A 13,845-nucleotide genomic window follows, 5' to 3' on the forward strand; every position below is an offset into this window, starting at 1 on the left:
ACACCTAGTATAGAATTGCAAAATCAATACTAAACAAGGAGTTCAAGTAATTGTTTTGAATCCCGGAGACTTAGCAACAATTTATCAATCTTTGAAAAAGACTGATAAAGAAGATTCTCTTAAGATAGCTAAACTCATTCAACGTTATCCAAAGGAAGAATTACCGGTTGTTCCAATTCCCACGGACGAAGAGGAAGACAATCGTCGATTGTGTACCGAGCATGAGAATTGGACAAGACAACTAACGCAAGGAAAGAATCGGCTTCACAGTTTATTCATACTAGGTGTTCTGACTGAGATCACCAAAACACCTAGTATGACAAAAGCATCCAGAGAAACTTCTGTAACTTTACTTCCGGATCGATATCATAAGGAAGCGGAACGAATCTTAAAAAGTTTTAGATTTTAGTCGAACTAAATCTAAAACTCATTGAAGAAGATATTAAAGGCGCTCTGAAAATCAATCAGGTCTACGTTCAAACGATCATGTCCATGCCTGGTATCGGGATGATTACGTCTCTGGCGATTATGAGTTACATGGGGGACTGCAAAAGATTCTCTTCCGGTAAACAAGCCGCCTACTACGCTGGTTTAGTTCCCAGAGTTGACATCTCAGGAGATACGGTTCGATATGGTAGAATTGTTTCCCGCGGTTGTCATTCGATCCGAAGAGTGATTGTTCAAGCAGCTTGGAGCCTGGTCCGTTGTCAGCATGGCGGTAAGATTAAAGAGTTCTACGAAAGGTTATATGCTAAAAAAGGAGCAAAGAAATCGATCATTGCTACTTCACGTAAAATGATCGAAGTTCTTTTTTCTATGATTCGAACAGGGCAACTCTTCGACTCTATGCCCGAAAATGTTCTGAATCGTAAGTTAGCTCAATATGGTCTTATGTAAAAAAATAGCGGAGGGGCTTGACACAAGGAACATAGGAGAGAGCGAGATAGCCAAAAGCCGCGGAGCGAAAGCGTTGGCTCTTAGCGAAGCTAAGATGAGCGATCCATAGAGAGCGAGATAGCCAAAAGCCGCGGAGCGAAAGCGTTGGCTCTTAGCGAAGCTAAGATGAGCGATCCATAGAGAGCGAGATAGCCAAAAGCCGCGGAGCGAGAAACTCAATGTTTCTCCCTAGGGGTCGAAACATAATGTTAGCTCTTAGCGAAGCTAAGATGAGCGATCCATAACCGAGTCATCCGCGTTGTATGAGTTTCCTAATAACTTCGTCTTTTTAAGAGGAACCTTTTTTCCGAAAGAAACTTAAGTCGTTTTGCTCTTATGAATCGTTCGGAGGTAAGCCGCGCTCTTCAAACTCGACGACACATTCCACGAATGATCGCGTTAAAAAGGTTCGGCAAGTTTTCGGACGGGTCGTAAATATCCTAAATTAGGATTTCGTGAAATCTAAAAATCCCAAAAACGGTTTGATAAAAAACGGATAGACAAATGGTAGATCCGTTAACTGGTTGTAACGGAACTTAAAAGGGAAAACGATTTGGCCGCCGCCCGCAACGCATTTTACTTTTCCCGGAAGAGAAATCCGATTCCCTCTTCCAAAAGTTTTTTTTACCTCCTTCTCGTTTTCCTTTTTACATTCGTTCAATGTTCGTCCTCTAAAAATTCCATCTTAGGAACGGTATTTTTTCGAAAGGGTTTTACTCCGGAAAAAAAAATACGGCACGTAGTTTTTCCGGTTCGGATCCGATCGGGTTGGTTGATGAAAGATCAAAACGCCGAACAAAAGAAATTTTTAGAGTCCAGAAGTTATGAAAAACTGGAACTGACCATCCTAAAATACGGCGGAAAGATTCAGGAGAAATTCAACGCGGAAAAACGATTTCATTCCGCCTTTGAAACGGACAATTCTTTCAATGAAGAAAAAGGAATTCAGATCGCCAAACAACTGGGCGGCGAAATCGCGGTATTTACCGAGGTGACGGATTACGGAACCGCTTCGGGAAATTCGGTTCTTGAAATCACTGTGAAAGCGATCGACGTGGATAGCGGAGAAATCGTCTGGAAAGCGATTTATTCCGGAAAGGCGGTCGGACTTCAGGACAATATCGATTTGTCCGTTTTAGAATCCGAAATCTTCGAACATCTTGCCGAAAAATTAAAAAACAAAACGGAGTAAAAGGAGAAAAACAATGGCTAAGGTAGTATTGTCCAGTTTTGCCGAAGTGGAAGCTTATACCGGTAAGGAAATCGGGGTTTCCGATTATCACACCGTAACTCAAGAGCAAGTCGATCAATTCGCGGACGCAACCCTGGATCATCAGTGGATTCATACCGACCCGGATCGAGCCGCAAAGGAATCCCCTTTCGGAACAACGATCGCACACGGTTATCTTACCTTATCCATGGCGCCCTACCTTTTATCTCAAATATTAGAATTAAAGAATATTAAGATGGGGATCAATTACGGAATGGAAAAACTTCGGTTTTTGGAACCCGTTAAAGTGGGAAGCAAATTGAGGATTAGAGCGGAGTTGATCGAGCTGAAGGACCTGAGAGGCACCGCGAGAATGACTCTGAAGATGACCTTTGAAACCGAAGGATCGACAAAAGCCGCCGCGGTGGGAGAGGTTATCTATCTATATCAATTTGCCTGATAGAAAAAAATTTCTTAAATTAGGTAAAATATGAATCCTAGACTGATCATCTATATGATCTCGAGAATTCGAGACGAATTTCACAAACACCTGAACTTGGAGTTAAAGGAAAAAGGGTTCGGTTCGTTAACGACCACTCACGCGGATATCCTTTTCGCGCTCGTAAAAAAGAAAAAAGCGCAGATGCAGGATATCGCCAAGATGATCAATCGGGACAAATCCACGTTAACCGCGCTTGTCGACAAGTTGGAAGCGTTGGGGTTAGTGGCAAGAACGAAAGATTCGGAAGATCAGAGAATCATTCATCTGGAACTTACTCCCCAGGCGCATTCCGTTCGTCCCGTTTTGCTCGGAATTTCCAGATCCCTCTTGAACAATTTATATCGGGGTTTTACCGAAAACGAAAAAAAGGAATTGGCTCGTTTACTTTTGAAGTTGTATCAGAATCAAAATCCCGATTCCGCTGCGGTGGAACTCCTTCAGTAAATCGTTCTATGTTTTTTTTCGCTCAGATGACTTCCGGTTTGATTTTATTGGTCCTGTCCGGAATTCATTTTTATTGGTTAGCTGGAGGAACTTTCGGTACGAATCGTGTGATTCCGGAAATACAAGGGAAACCGGTTTTTCGACCCGGAAAACTCGCGACGGCGATGGTGGGATTTATTTTATTTTCGGCCGCCTTGTTTCCGATCGGACTCGGAATACAAACTCCGTTCGGAATTTCCCGAGACGTCTTTCAGTACGGCACGACCTTTTTATCCGCAGCGTTTTTACTCAGAGCCATAGGAGACTTTCGACTGGTCGGTTTTTTCAAAAAAATAAGAGATACGAAGTTCGCAAAAAACGACACGAAGTATTATTCCCCGCTTTGTCTTTTGCTTTCCGTACTTTTGTTCGTTTCCACGTGTTCGTGTTCCCACGCTTCGAGCGGTTAGAGTTCAGTTACATTTTTCTAATCGATGGATTGGACTTTACCCAAGGTTGATTTTCCCTAACACCGCAAATCAACTTGTAAAGTCCTAAAATCAGGTTGATAGAAATCATGATGCTCGATGAACGAATTCAGGAGTTAAAAAACCTAAATGTTGGTGAAGCCTAACCCCTAACCCGATCAGACCCGTTCCCAATCCATCTTGATAACGAGAATGTAATTATCTCTGAGAGTATAAGTAAAGATGACGACTTGTTTGTGAAGATCCATATCGTAAATCGGTTCCGTAACGGTCCATTTCGCCGAGTTCTGAACGACCTTTGCCTTATGACGGATAAAAAAAGGTCTCCAAGCGTAGTTGTTTCCGATTTCGGTCAGATCCGAATCCCATTCTTCTCCGGGATGAGAACGGAAATAAGTGGGAGTGATCTGATAGCCGAAAATATCGCAAGCGAACACGGAAAGAATTTCGGAAGGTAGGTTGGTGAGCATCAGATGAAGAACTAAAGGAAGGTCTTCCTTTCCCTTATGACGAAGCGCTTCCAATTTTTCGCCCAAGGAGTCGATGACCGCCTGACCTTTTTGCAATTCTTCCAGGAGTTCCATAAAACGAAGCCCCGAGAATTTTTCCAAAGTGTCCCTGAGAGTTCTTGTGAATTGTTTTTTATCCTGAAACTCGACCTGAGGTCTTGAAAAATAAAAACCTTGAAGAAGATTCGCGCCCATAGAAAGCGCGAGATGCAATTCCTCTTCCGTTTCGATTCCTTCAAACAAAAGATCGGAACCTAATTTTTGGGACATGTCGGCGATCGCACTCAGTACGTTTTTAAAAGATCTTCGGTTTAAACTTTCCCGCATGATCTTGATATCCACCTTCATGATGTCCGGATGAATGTAACCGATTCTTTCCAAATTGGAAAATCCGACTCCGAGATCGTCCACCGCGATCTTGAACCCGTAATCCTTGAACACGTTCACGATCGAAAGAAGTTTGTCGATACTTCCGTCGAACTTGTCTTCCGTGATTTCCAGAACGACTTCCGCAGGCGATATATCGTATTTTTCAATGAGATTGAGAACGTGAAGTCTTTTGAGATCCAGAACATCCCCCGTATGAATCATAGAGAGAAAGTTAGGCATCATGTTGAGGAAAAGTTTGGTTCGTAGACCCGTGTCTTTGAGATGACGGATCGCCTTTTCCCGGATCAATCGATCGATTTGGATCAGTCGAATCGTATCGAGTTCCGGGTTGTGAAATTGATAACCCAAAGAACGATATTCGTTTTTTTCGGGAAAATAAAATCTTCCCAGGACCTCGTATCCTATGATATTACAATTGGTTACTTCCAGAATCGGCTGATAATGAGGCTGATAGTAGTTCTCTCCGTAAGAGAGCAAGTTGCTTGTATCCTGGCTGTATAACATGGTCTTTTTTAGAATCTCTTTACTGAAATCGACAAAACAAAGCTCCGCAAGCAAAATTCCGTATCAAAAGCGCTAAATTAAGGAGAAGGAAAGATAACATTCTTCTTTTTTTTTTGAAACCTCGGAAAAAACTGACAATCCAAAAGGTATTCGTATGAAAGAGGCGATCGGCCATCTTCTCAACCCCTCGACATTAGAACCCAATCTCGGACTTTATTCAGGAACTCTTGGGATCGATAACTCCAGAGAGTATAAAACTTCTTTTTTGTCCTCCTGGAAGAAGATAGACTCGGTTTTAGTCGATTTGATTACAGAAGAATTTCTTCTGGGACTTCGAATTTTTCGAGGCCCCGGAGCGTGTCGGGCTCTTCTCAATCTCTGGTTTTTTGACTCCGAAAGTTTTAGAGATTTCGAATGGGCCGGAAGTCCGGGTAAGGAGTTTTTATCCAGAGGAACCTTTCGGAACGGATATTGGAGTTTTACACAAGGGGATCAAAGATTCAATTTCCGTTTGGACGATACGATCCAACAAGGTTATACACATTCTTCCATTTTAACTTCCCATCTCAATCTGCAATTGGACGCTCTCGTAAGTATCTTGGAAAAGACGAACAAACCGGTTTCTTCTCTGGAAACTTCCGGTAAAGATTGGTTGTTTCGGCTGATATCTCCGGATCTTTCGGTCAGAGGGCAACTCGCCATCGACGATAAAACCTGGAATTTGGAATCTTCGGAAAGATTATCCTACAGCATCACCACCGGTTTCGAAAACCGATCCTTTTTACCCGAATCACGGATCTACGGTTTCGGTTCGGGAAAGAATTCGTTTCGGCTGAACTACAACAAAAACACCGGGGTTCTTCTCTGGAAAAACGGAGTTCCTACCTTCTTAGAAACCGCGAGTTTTAAGAAAGAATCCTTATCTTACGTTCTTCACGATCCTTCCGATCAAATCGAACTTACGGTAACCCCGATCCGAACGACCCACCATACGATCTCCGGTTTTTTCGGGAAAAAAATTCCAATGGAAAGAATGGAAGGAAAGGTTTCCGGCAAAATCCGGATCGGAAACAAAAAAGAAACGATCAAAAAAGGTTTTGCGATTTTAGAAATCTGAGTTTCAAGTGGCTACTTCGCGCCTTACCTTAGAACAAAGTAAAACTTTTCCTAAAACGCTACAGTTCTACCTATTCGCTAACATCTCGATCGTGTGCGGCCGCCAATGCTGTCAAGTTAAGATACGAACGCTATTGAGATCCATTTACCGGAGTTTCAAAGCGTTGGAACTTTCGTTATTTTACTCAGAACTGCAAAAATAGTATGGATCACTAACACCTTGTAACGGGAGAAATTTATGAAAATATTACTCACGAGCGTAATCGTTCGAGATCCGATCGCGGCTTTTCGATTTTATACGGAAGTACTGGGTTTTCAAAAAAAACTTTTTATTCCCGAAGCCAATTTAGCGATCGTTGTATCTCCCGAAGATCCGGATGGAACCGGACTACTACTCGAACCGAATGAACATCCCCTCGCCAAAACGTTTCAAGAAGGGATCTACAACCTCAATCTTCCTCTCATCGTTTTCGGAGTGAAGGACATTCATAAAGAATACGAACGTCTCAAAAATTTGGGAGTTGTTTTCAGGAAGGAACCCGCAAAGTCCGAGGCGGGAATCGAAACGATTTTCGAAGATACTTGCGGTAATTTGATTCAGATTTACCAACTCAATTGAATCGTCCATACGATCCCAATCGGACTTCATCACACACGTTATTCGTCCTTGGGTCAATTCTATTGTAGGATTTTTGTAAGTTTCACGTATTTAATTTTTGCCTTTTGTAGAACCCGAAAAAGGATTGTTAAAGTTAAAACTTGAACCGTTATCTCATTTTTGAATACTCATGAAAAAATCCATAATCATACTATGTTATTTATTTTCCATTTCGATTTCGGCACAAACCGAGTCTCAAAAGACAAATGAAACGGACTCAAACACAGGCAAAACGGAAATAGGAATCCGAGTTCAACGTTCGATTTATACTCCGTCCGAATACAATCGAATCCTGAATTTTTCCAACGGAAGGATCAATAACTACTCGGAGTTACACGGAAATCAAAAAACGATCGTTCCTTTTTATATCCGCCATTTCGATTCGGAAAATCGTTACGGATTCGAATTTCAATTCACTCGCAATTCTTTGTATAACGCCAATTATACGAACTTTTATGTTTCCGCTTCGGATAACGGTTCGTATCGGAATTATCTGTATGATACGGAAAGAACGGATTATAAATTCAATTATTTTCGTTTGGATTCAACACCAAAAGCAAAACTATTTTATTGGGGAGCCGGACTCAGAAAGATCGACAAAATCAAAGAATCCAGTTCCCGCTTTTTGAATATGGAAGAAAAAATAATCTCGTACGGAATTCAATTGGTCGCAAGGAGTAATCTGAATCTTTATAAAAACCTGGATCTTAATTTAGGTTTAGATATTTATTATACACAAGGACAAAGAAATTATTATTATCAAAGCGGATACAACGTCTCGATCAATGACACACAATTCATTTATGTATTTAAGGTTTTTGCCGATCCGAAAACGATCGGAGTATTTCGCGGTGCGGAAGCGGACGTTTCACTTTCCTATTTGTTATCGAATCGATATAAATTTTATTTCGGATTCAGTTACAATCGCGCCTATTTTAGATATAGGAATTTTTCGGACTATTCTCTGACATATCTAAAAGATCAGATCGGCTACACTCAATACTATGACAACGGCGCCGGCAAAGAAGATATAAAAGGTTTCTATCTCGGTGTTTCCGCCGTGTTCTAAAAGACGAGAAGCGAAAGCCGCCCGAAATTTGTGGGAACTCCCTCTTATCCCCTAAAATCTAACCACTCGCCGCTTGAAAACGTGGGAACTCCTGCAAATTTCCTTTCCGATTTGATTTTGGGCCAAACTCTTAATTTCTGCGATTTTATACAAATAGCGAAAAAAGATCCGGATCTCCGCGAAATTGAAAAATATAAGAGTTAGGTTTTAGGAATTGGAATTTTACGGTAAAACGCCGGAGAAAAAAATGAAAACGTATATCGCAATGTTAAGAGGAATCAACGTAAGCGGACAGAAAAAAATCCTAATGAAAGACCTTTCCTCTCTTTTTATATCCCTGGGATTTACAAACGTCAAAACGTATATCCAGAGCGGAAACGTTTTGTTTCAGAGTAAAAATAAGAATGTGAAAGAACTCATTTCATCCATTGAGAAAAAAATCGTTGAGGTTTTCGGTTTCGAGGCGGCCGTGTTCATTAGAACCAAAGAAGAATTGAAATCCGTCCTTGGATCCAATCCTTTTCCTAAAAAAGATCCGAGCAGAATCTACGTTTCCTTTTTGAACGAATCCAAGAAAAATCCGGATCTTACCGAAATCGATAGTGCAAAGGCAAAAGGGGAGGAATTGATCGTTCGGGACAGGGAGATCTATTTTTTTTCTCCGAAGGGTTACGGCGCCACAAAACTATCGAACAACTTTTTGGAAAAAAAACTGAACGTGGCGGCCACCACGAGAAACTGGAAAACGATCGTTGCGTTATGCGCTTTGTCGGACGAGCCTACTACAAAGTGATCCATTCAGAATCTTTAAAATAGCCGGAACATTGCGAATTTACGGATGATATCTCCGTTGGAGGATGGGACCGGTCAAATCGGAAAGCCGCACCTTTTGTATTCCCTTTTCGTCGAAGTTAGACGGGTTTAACCAACTTAAAAATGCGTTTTGAATCGCAGGCCATTCCGAATCGATCGCCGCAAACCAGGCCGTATCTCGGTTCAAACCCTTTATAACATTTGCCTGTCTAAAATTCCTTCCAACGATAAACCGAATCTCTGAGCCGCGGCGCAAGAAGGAGCGTTGAGCGAGTTGTATCTCCATGGATATCTTCGATATCCTTGTCTAAAGGCGTTTCCATCATAAGACACATCACACCGTCGTTTTTTGCATCAAAGGGGAAAAACCAAATGCCCGACCTCGATCGATCCCACGTTAGACAAAATTTCCGACGTTTCCGATCCTATCTTAGACAAAACGGAGTATAAAGAAATATTCTAAGTTTATAATATTCTAATTTTAGTCGAAAATTCCCAGGTCCATTTTGGCCTCTTCGCTCGCCATTTCTCTCGGGTCCCATTTCGGGGTCCAGACTATTTCCACTTCCGCGTCGGTGATTCCTTCCACTCGAAGTGTGTGATCCTTGACCTGTTGTTTCATTTGTGGTCCGGCGGGGCAAGCCATAGAAGTATAAGTCATATCGATCTTAGCTTTGGTTCCTTCCACCTTGATTCTATAAATGAGTCCGAGTTCGGCGATGGAGATTCCGATTTCAGGATCTTCCACTTTTCTTACTTCTTCGTAGATCCGTTCTTCTAATGTGTTTGTAGGAGCTTCCAACATTTCCGCGTTCCTTCTTTGATCTCTTTCTGGATCCTATTCTATTTTTTTCTTTTATAAAACCATTTTAGTGGATAGGGATCGGAACTTAGATGTCGGCAAACTTTGTAACGTCCCTCCTAACCCCTATCCACGCATCCCTAACGACTTGAAATGTGGGAACTCCTGCATTTTATGTCCCACGACCTGATCTTTCCCCGCGGTAGGGATCAAAGCGGGGTCGATCCATTGCAAATCCGGAAATTTTCTTCTCCAAAACGACGACCCAATGGATCGACCGGAGCTGCGAGCCCGGTCCGCGAAGCGGAACCGCCCGAAATTTGTGGGAACTCCCTCGTTTTAGGGGAATCAGAAGTCGGCAAACTTTGTAACGCCCTGGCCTAACCCCTATCCACGCATCCCTGACGACTTGAAACGCGGGAGTTCCCACAAATTCTGTTTTTTTACGGTAAAATCCCGCTACTTTCCGATTCGAGAAAGCGCCCTTTCCAGAGTATTCCAAGGAAGAACCGCGCATTTGATCCTCGCGGGAATTTTCTTCACCGCTTCCATCGATTCCAGGTCTTCCAACTCCTCGTCAAACCCCGGATCCTGATTTTCCAAAAACATATTCTTAAAACGGGAAAGTATATTCTCCGCTTCGGAAACCGTCTTACCACGAATCGATTCGGCCATCATGGAACCGGAAGCCTGCGATATAGAACATCCCTTGCCGGTTACGCGGACGTCCGCGATTTTATCCCCGTCGAGGTTGATCGTAAGCTCGAGTTCGTCCCCGCAGAGAGGATTGATCCCGTGTTCCGATAGATCCGCGGGTTCGAGTTTGCCTCGAAATCTAGGATTTTGATAGTGATCCAGTATGACTTCTTTGTAAAGACTATCGCTTAAGGACACGGGAGAAAATCTCCTTTACCTTAATTAGACCCTCGATCAATCGATCGATGTCGCCTTTTGTATTGTAAAGATAGAGACTCGCACGACAAGTTCCCGGTATGTTCTTGAACGCCATAAAAGGTTGAGCGCAGTGATGTCCGACCCGAATCGCAATTCCCTCTTCGTCCAAAATCGTTCCGACATCGTGAGGATGTACTCCCGGAAAATTAAAGGAAATCACTCCTCCTCTTTTGGATAGATCCCTCGTTCCGTAAAGTTCCAGTCCGCCGAAATCATCCAATCGATCGAGTGCGTAAGTGAGAAGTTCCACTTCGTGATTTCTAATTTCCTGCATTCCAATCGTTTCGAGATATTCGATCGCAGACTCGAAACCGATCACTCCCGCGATATTAGGAGTTCCCGCTTCGAGTTTGGAAGGAAGTTCCGCATACGTGGATCTTTCCTTATAAACCTGAGCGATCATATCCCCTCCGCCCATCCAAGGTGGCATCTCTTCCAGGATTTCTTCCTTTGCGTAAAGAACTCCGACTCCGGTAGGACCGAGCATCTTATGCGCGGAGAATACGTAGAAATCATAATCCATTTCCTTCATATTCACAGGAAGATGACAAACTCCTTGCGCCCCGTCCACAAGAACCTTGGCCCCCACTTCTTTCGCTCTTTTCTGAATCGGTCCGAGATCGTGAATCGTTCCGGTCACGTTGGACATCTGAGCAACGGCGACTAACTTTGTTTTAGTCGTGATGATCTCGTCTAAATGAGTAAAATCTAAAGTACTGTCTTCGTTTAAAGGAATGAATTTTAAGATCGCTTTTTTTTCCAGAGCCAACATCTGCCAAGGTACGATGTTGGAATGGTGTTCGAGTTCGTTCAAAACGATCTCGTCCCCTTCTTTAATTTGAGTCCTTCCCCAAGTTTGTGCGACTAAGTTGATCGACTCGGTCGCGTTTCTCGTAAAAATACAAACCTTCGCGCACTGGGCTCCGATAAATCGGGAAAGATGAATTCTACTGAGTTCGTATTTTTCCGTGGCTTTTTGAGAAAGATAATAAATTCCACGGTGTATGTTTGCGTTTTCTTCTCTATAATACTTTTCGATTCTATCGATGACCGTAAAGGGTTTTTGAGAACTAGCCGCGCTGTCCAAAAAGACGAGCGGTTTCCCGTTCATCATCGTTCCCAAAATCGGGAAATCGGTTCTGATTCTTTCGGCTGAGAAACTCATATATGTCAATCCTCCAAGTCCACTTCGACGGAGTCACCTACGATTCTCACGGGATAAACCGGGAGATCTTCCACAGCGGGCATACAAAGAGCCTTTCCGGTTTTGACGGAAAACTGCGCCTCGTGCCTAGGGCAGGTAATTACGTCCCCACACAATTTTCCTTCGGAAATGGCTTCCCCGTCGTGTGTACAGACGTCTTCGAATGCGTAAAGGTTACCGTCCAAACTCGTGATCCCGATTCGATTGTATCTCGTTTCAATTACTTTGACTTTCCCGTTTTCGATTTCGGACAGATTTGCGAGTTTACGAAAGCTCATACAGGACCCTCCACCTTACGAGCGATGAGTTCGAACAGTTCTTCTCGGATGGAATCCGATTCGATTTCACCGATCACTTGACCTAAAAATCCGTCCACGATCATCCTTCTCGCCTCGTCCTCGTCGATTCCTCTCGACGCGAGATAAAACAACTGTTCTTCGTCGATCTCTCCGACCGTCGCCCCGTGTTCACACTTTACGTTTTCTGCATATACTTCGAGTTTGGGAATCGACTCGGCTCTTGCGGAACGACCCAAAAGAAGGTTGTTGTTGATCTGAATCGCATTCACGTCTTTGCAAGTATTCGGAATATGAAGATTTCCCGTAAAGATATGGTGCGCCTTGTCTTTCAGCGCGCTGCGATAAAGAATGGAACTTGCCGTATGACTTTCTCCATGAACGATCTTCACTTCCGAATCCTGAAATTCCCTTTGGGACATCGGAGCCAAACCGATCACTCTCGCTCTCGCGCCTTTTCCGGAAAGTTCCACAGTGAGAAGATTTTTTCCTTTGTAACCGCCCGGAGTCACCTTTGCGATTTTTACGTCCGAGTTTTCTTTTTGATCGGAAAATAAATTCTGAAAATGGAATACGGAAGAACCGAAGGATTCGATTCCAGTATAAGTAACTTTGGATCCCGCTCCCGTGTAAATGGCGGTAAGCCCTTGGAAGAGCTTGAAGTCCTTTTCTTCCGGGCATTCGTAACGTTCGGCGATAAACGCCTGGCTGTGGTTTCCGATTTTTGCGACCAGGACGGGGAGAATTTTATTTTCCTTCTCAAGTCGAAACTTGATTTCGATTTCTTCCTTGAGAATGAGATCGTTTTCCACTTCGAGATAAATTCCGTGTGTGAAGTTGGAAAGACTGTAAAGCGTAAACCATTCTTCATTCCGTTTTTGGAATATACTTTCGAGGTTGTTTAAAAAAAAATCGAGTTCTTTTCCGGAAAGAGATTCCGCTCTTTGAAGTTTGACGCCTTCGGGAGTTTTCCAAGAAACCGCGTCCGCGTCGGGGGTTTCGGTAAATTCTTCCGGATGAAAGTTAGAAAGCGGAATTTTTCTCCAGGATTCGTTTTCCGATCCCGGAATTTTCAACGTTTGGAATTTTGCAAAAACCTTGGCGCGAAAGTCTTTCAGAGCCCGAGGTTCTTTACTCTGAGAAATCAATTTTTCAAATTGAGTTTCCAAGGACACTTGTGGTTCAGTCCCCGGATTCCGCAAGGATCCAGTCATATCCTTTTTCTTCCAGTTCCAGCGCGAGTTCTCTCGTTCCGGTTTTTAAAATTCTGCCTTTTGCAAATACGTGAACAAAATCGGGCGTGATGTAGTTTAGCATTCTTTGATAGTGTGTGATGAGAAGAATCGATCTTTCCGGTGTTTTGTTCCTGCTGATTCCTTCGCTTACGATTCGAAGCGCGTCGATATCCAGTCCGGAATCCGTTTCGTCCAATACGGCAAGTTTGGGTTTGAGCAGACTCATCTGTAGAATTTCGTTTCGTTTTTTTTCTCCCCCTGAAAATCCGTCGTTCACATAACGCGCGATAAACGATTCCGGGATGTCGAGCGCGGCCATGGATTCTTTGAGTTCTTTTCTGAATTCTTTGACCGGCAGTTCCTTTCCTCGTACGGATTTTACGATGGTCTTTAAAAAATTTCCGATCGTAACTCCGGGAATACTCGTAGGGTATTGAAAGCAGAGAAAAATCCCGAGTCTGGCTCGTTCGTCCGTCGGAAGATTTAAAATGGATTTTCCCTCGAATAGAATATCTCCCGACAATACTTGGTATTTCGGATGACCCATGATTACGTTGGAAAGTGTGCTTTTTCCGGAACCGTTCGGCCCCATGATCGCGTGGACTTCTCCGGGTCGAATCGTGAGATTGACTCCTTTTACGATTTCTTTGATTTCTCCGGAATCTCCGGCTTGAATTCCCGCCCGAAGGTCCTGGATTTTTAAGATCTCGGCCACAAAAGCACCTTTGTCAGTGAA

Annotated in this window: 15 protein-coding genes and 2 pseudogenes; 9 read left to right on the forward strand and 8 right to left on the reverse strand. The window is 43.2% G+C overall.

The window, feature by feature from the left end:
• Window positions 1-8: 8 nt before the first annotated feature.
• From LEP1GSC060_RS19425 to LEP1GSC060_RS09560, 5 genes and pseudogenes are all read left to right on the forward strand, one after another.
• A pseudogene (locus LEP1GSC060_RS19425) lies at window positions 9-897 on the forward strand (IS110 family RNA-guided transposase); the annotation flags it as partial.
• 559 nt (window positions 898-1,456) lie between these two features.
• Window positions 1,457-2,128, forward strand: coding sequence for a hypothetical protein (locus LEP1GSC060_RS09545; protein WP_036096023.1), 672 nt, complete (start codon window positions 1,457-1,459; stop codon window positions 2,126-2,128).
• 13 nt (window positions 2,129-2,141) lie between these two features.
• Window positions 2,142-2,606 (forward strand): MaoC family dehydratase, encoded by a 465-nt coding sequence (locus LEP1GSC060_RS09550; protein WP_003002561.1) that lies wholly within the window; start codon window positions 2,142-2,144, stop codon window positions 2,604-2,606.
• 30 nt (window positions 2,607-2,636) lie between these two features.
• Window positions 2,637-3,092 carry a MarR family winged helix-turn-helix transcriptional regulator gene (locus tag LEP1GSC060_RS09555; RefSeq protein ID WP_003002606.1) on the forward strand — a complete coding sequence of 152 codons (456 nt, stop codon included), beginning with the start codon at window positions 2,637-2,639 and terminating at the stop codon, window positions 3,090-3,092.
• Window positions 3,093-3,100: 8 nt separating this feature from the next.
• Window positions 3,101-3,541, forward strand: coding sequence for a DUF3995 domain-containing protein (locus tag LEP1GSC060_RS09560; RefSeq protein WP_003002449.1), 441 nt, complete (start codon window positions 3,101-3,103; stop codon window positions 3,539-3,541).
• 176 nt (window positions 3,542-3,717) lie between these two features.
• On the opposite strand, the gene LEP1GSC060_RS09565 is transcribed toward LEP1GSC060_RS09560, so the two are convergent.
• Window positions 3,718-4,962: an EAL domain-containing protein gene (locus LEP1GSC060_RS09565; protein WP_036096025.1), complete on the reverse strand. Its 1,245-nt coding sequence runs from the start codon at window positions 4,960-4,962 to the stop codon at window positions 3,718-3,720.
• A 154-nt stretch (window positions 4,963-5,116) separates the two neighbouring features.
• Between LEP1GSC060_RS09565 and LEP1GSC060_RS09570 the strand changes: the two genes are divergently transcribed.
• From LEP1GSC060_RS09570 to LEP1GSC060_RS09585, 4 genes are all read left to right on the forward strand, one after another.
• Window positions 5,117-6,079, forward strand: coding sequence for a hypothetical protein (locus LEP1GSC060_RS09570; RefSeq protein WP_003002551.1), 963 nt, complete (start codon window positions 5,117-5,119; stop codon window positions 6,077-6,079).
• Between the two features lie 237 nt (window positions 6,080-6,316).
• Window positions 6,317-6,697 carry a VOC family protein gene (locus LEP1GSC060_RS09575; protein ID WP_003002440.1) on the forward strand — a complete coding sequence of 127 codons (381 nt, stop codon included), beginning with the start codon at window positions 6,317-6,319 and terminating at the stop codon, window positions 6,695-6,697.
• A 169-nt stretch (window positions 6,698-6,866) separates the two neighbouring features.
• Window positions 6,867-7,805, forward strand: a complete 939-nt coding sequence (locus LEP1GSC060_RS09580; protein WP_003002516.1) for a hypothetical protein — start codon at window positions 6,867-6,869, stop codon at window positions 7,803-7,805.
• A 247-nt stretch (window positions 7,806-8,052) separates the two neighbouring features.
• The gene (locus tag LEP1GSC060_RS09585) at window positions 8,053-8,598 is read left to right on the forward strand and encodes a DUF1697 domain-containing protein (RefSeq protein WP_036096041.1); all 546 of its coding nucleotides are present in this window, start codon (window positions 8,053-8,055) and stop codon (window positions 8,596-8,598) included.
• Between the two features lie 39 nt (window positions 8,599-8,637).
• On the opposite strand, the pseudogene LEP1GSC060_RS20560 reads toward LEP1GSC060_RS09585, so the two are convergent.
• From LEP1GSC060_RS20560 to sufC, 7 genes and pseudogenes are all read right to left on the reverse strand, one after another.
• Window positions 8,638-9,020: pseudogene (locus LEP1GSC060_RS20560) on the reverse strand (GNAT family N-acetyltransferase); the annotation flags it as partial.
• A 79-nt stretch (window positions 9,021-9,099) separates the two neighbouring features.
• Complete coding sequence (locus tag LEP1GSC060_RS09595) at window positions 9,100-9,423, reverse strand: metal-sulfur cluster assembly factor (RefSeq protein ID WP_003002469.1); 324 nt, start codon at window positions 9,421-9,423, stop codon at window positions 9,100-9,102.
• A 456-nt stretch (window positions 9,424-9,879) separates the two neighbouring features.
• Window positions 9,880-10,314, reverse strand: a complete 435-nt coding sequence (gene sufU / locus LEP1GSC060_RS09605; RefSeq protein WP_003002506.1) for a Fe-S cluster assembly sulfur transfer protein SufU — start codon at window positions 10,312-10,314, stop codon at window positions 9,880-9,882.
• Window positions 10,298-11,539, reverse strand: coding sequence for a cysteine desulfurase (locus LEP1GSC060_RS09610; protein ID WP_003002484.1), 1,242 nt, complete (start codon window positions 11,537-11,539; stop codon window positions 10,298-10,300). The genes sufU and LEP1GSC060_RS09610 overlap by 17 nt, the downstream gene beginning before the upstream one ends.
• A gap of 5 nt (window positions 11,540-11,544) precedes the next feature.
• Window positions 11,545-11,856 (reverse strand): non-heme iron oxygenase ferredoxin subunit, encoded by a 312-nt coding sequence (locus LEP1GSC060_RS09615; protein WP_003002478.1) that lies wholly within the window; start codon window positions 11,854-11,856, stop codon window positions 11,545-11,547.
• Window positions 11,853-13,088, reverse strand: coding sequence for a Fe-S cluster assembly protein SufD (sufD, locus tag LEP1GSC060_RS09620; protein ID WP_196221637.1), 1,236 nt, complete (start codon window positions 13,086-13,088; stop codon window positions 11,853-11,855). The genes LEP1GSC060_RS09615 and sufD overlap by 4 nt, the downstream gene beginning before the upstream one ends.
• Complete coding sequence (gene sufC / locus LEP1GSC060_RS09625; protein ID WP_036096043.1) at window positions 13,057-13,824, reverse strand: Fe-S cluster assembly ATPase SufC; 768 nt, start codon at window positions 13,822-13,824, stop codon at window positions 13,057-13,059. The genes sufD and sufC overlap by 32 nt, the downstream gene beginning before the upstream one ends.
• Between the last annotated feature and the right edge of the window lie 21 nt (window positions 13,825-13,845).

The organism is Leptospira weilii serovar Ranarum str. ICFT, assembly GCF_000332415.1.
Taxonomy (GTDB): Bacteria; Spirochaetota; Leptospiria; order Leptospirales; family Leptospiraceae; genus Leptospira; species Leptospira weilii_A.

Bases quoted from the DNA above. Each gene is read 5' to 3' on its own strand.
- LEP1GSC060_RS09550 (WP_003002561.1), top strand. From the start codon at position 2,142: ATGGCTAAGGTAGTATTGTCCAGTTTTGCCGAAGTGGAAGCTTATACC.
- LEP1GSC060_RS09555 (WP_003002606.1), top strand. From the start codon at position 2,637: ATGAATCCTAGACTGATCATCTATATGATCTCGAGAATTCGAGACGAA.
- LEP1GSC060_RS09560 (WP_003002449.1), top strand. From the start codon at position 3,101: ATGTTTTTTTTCGCTCAGATGACTTCCGGTTTGATTTTATTGGTCCTG.
- LEP1GSC060_RS09565 (WP_036096025.1), bottom strand. From the start codon at position 4,962: ATGTTATACAGCCAGGATACAAGCAACTTGCTCTCTTACGGAGAGAAC.
- LEP1GSC060_RS09570 (WP_003002551.1), top strand. From the start codon at position 5,117: ATGAAAGAGGCGATCGGCCATCTTCTCAACCCCTCGACATTAGAACCC.
- LEP1GSC060_RS09575 (WP_003002440.1), top strand. From the start codon at position 6,317: ATGAAAATATTACTCACGAGCGTAATCGTTCGAGATCCGATCGCGGCT.
- LEP1GSC060_RS09580 (WP_003002516.1), top strand. From the start codon at position 6,867: ATGAAAAAATCCATAATCATACTATGTTATTTATTTTCCATTTCGATT.
- LEP1GSC060_RS09585 (WP_036096041.1), top strand. From the start codon at position 8,053: ATGAAAACGTATATCGCAATGTTAAGAGGAATCAACGTAAGCGGACAG.
- LEP1GSC060_RS09595 (WP_003002469.1), bottom strand. From the start codon at position 9,423: ATGTTGGAAGCTCCTACAAACACATTAGAAGAACGGATCTACGAAGAA.
- LEP1GSC060_RS09610 (WP_003002484.1), bottom strand. From the start codon at position 11,539: ATGAGTTTCTCAGCCGAAAGAATCAGAACCGATTTCCCGATTTTGGGA.
- LEP1GSC060_RS09615 (WP_003002478.1), bottom strand. From the start codon at position 11,856: ATGAGCTTTCGTAAACTCGCAAATCTGTCCGAAATCGAAAACGGGAAA.
- sufD (WP_196221637.1), bottom strand. From the start codon at position 13,088: ATGACTGGATCCTTGCGGAATCCGGGGACTGAACCACAAGTGTCCTTG.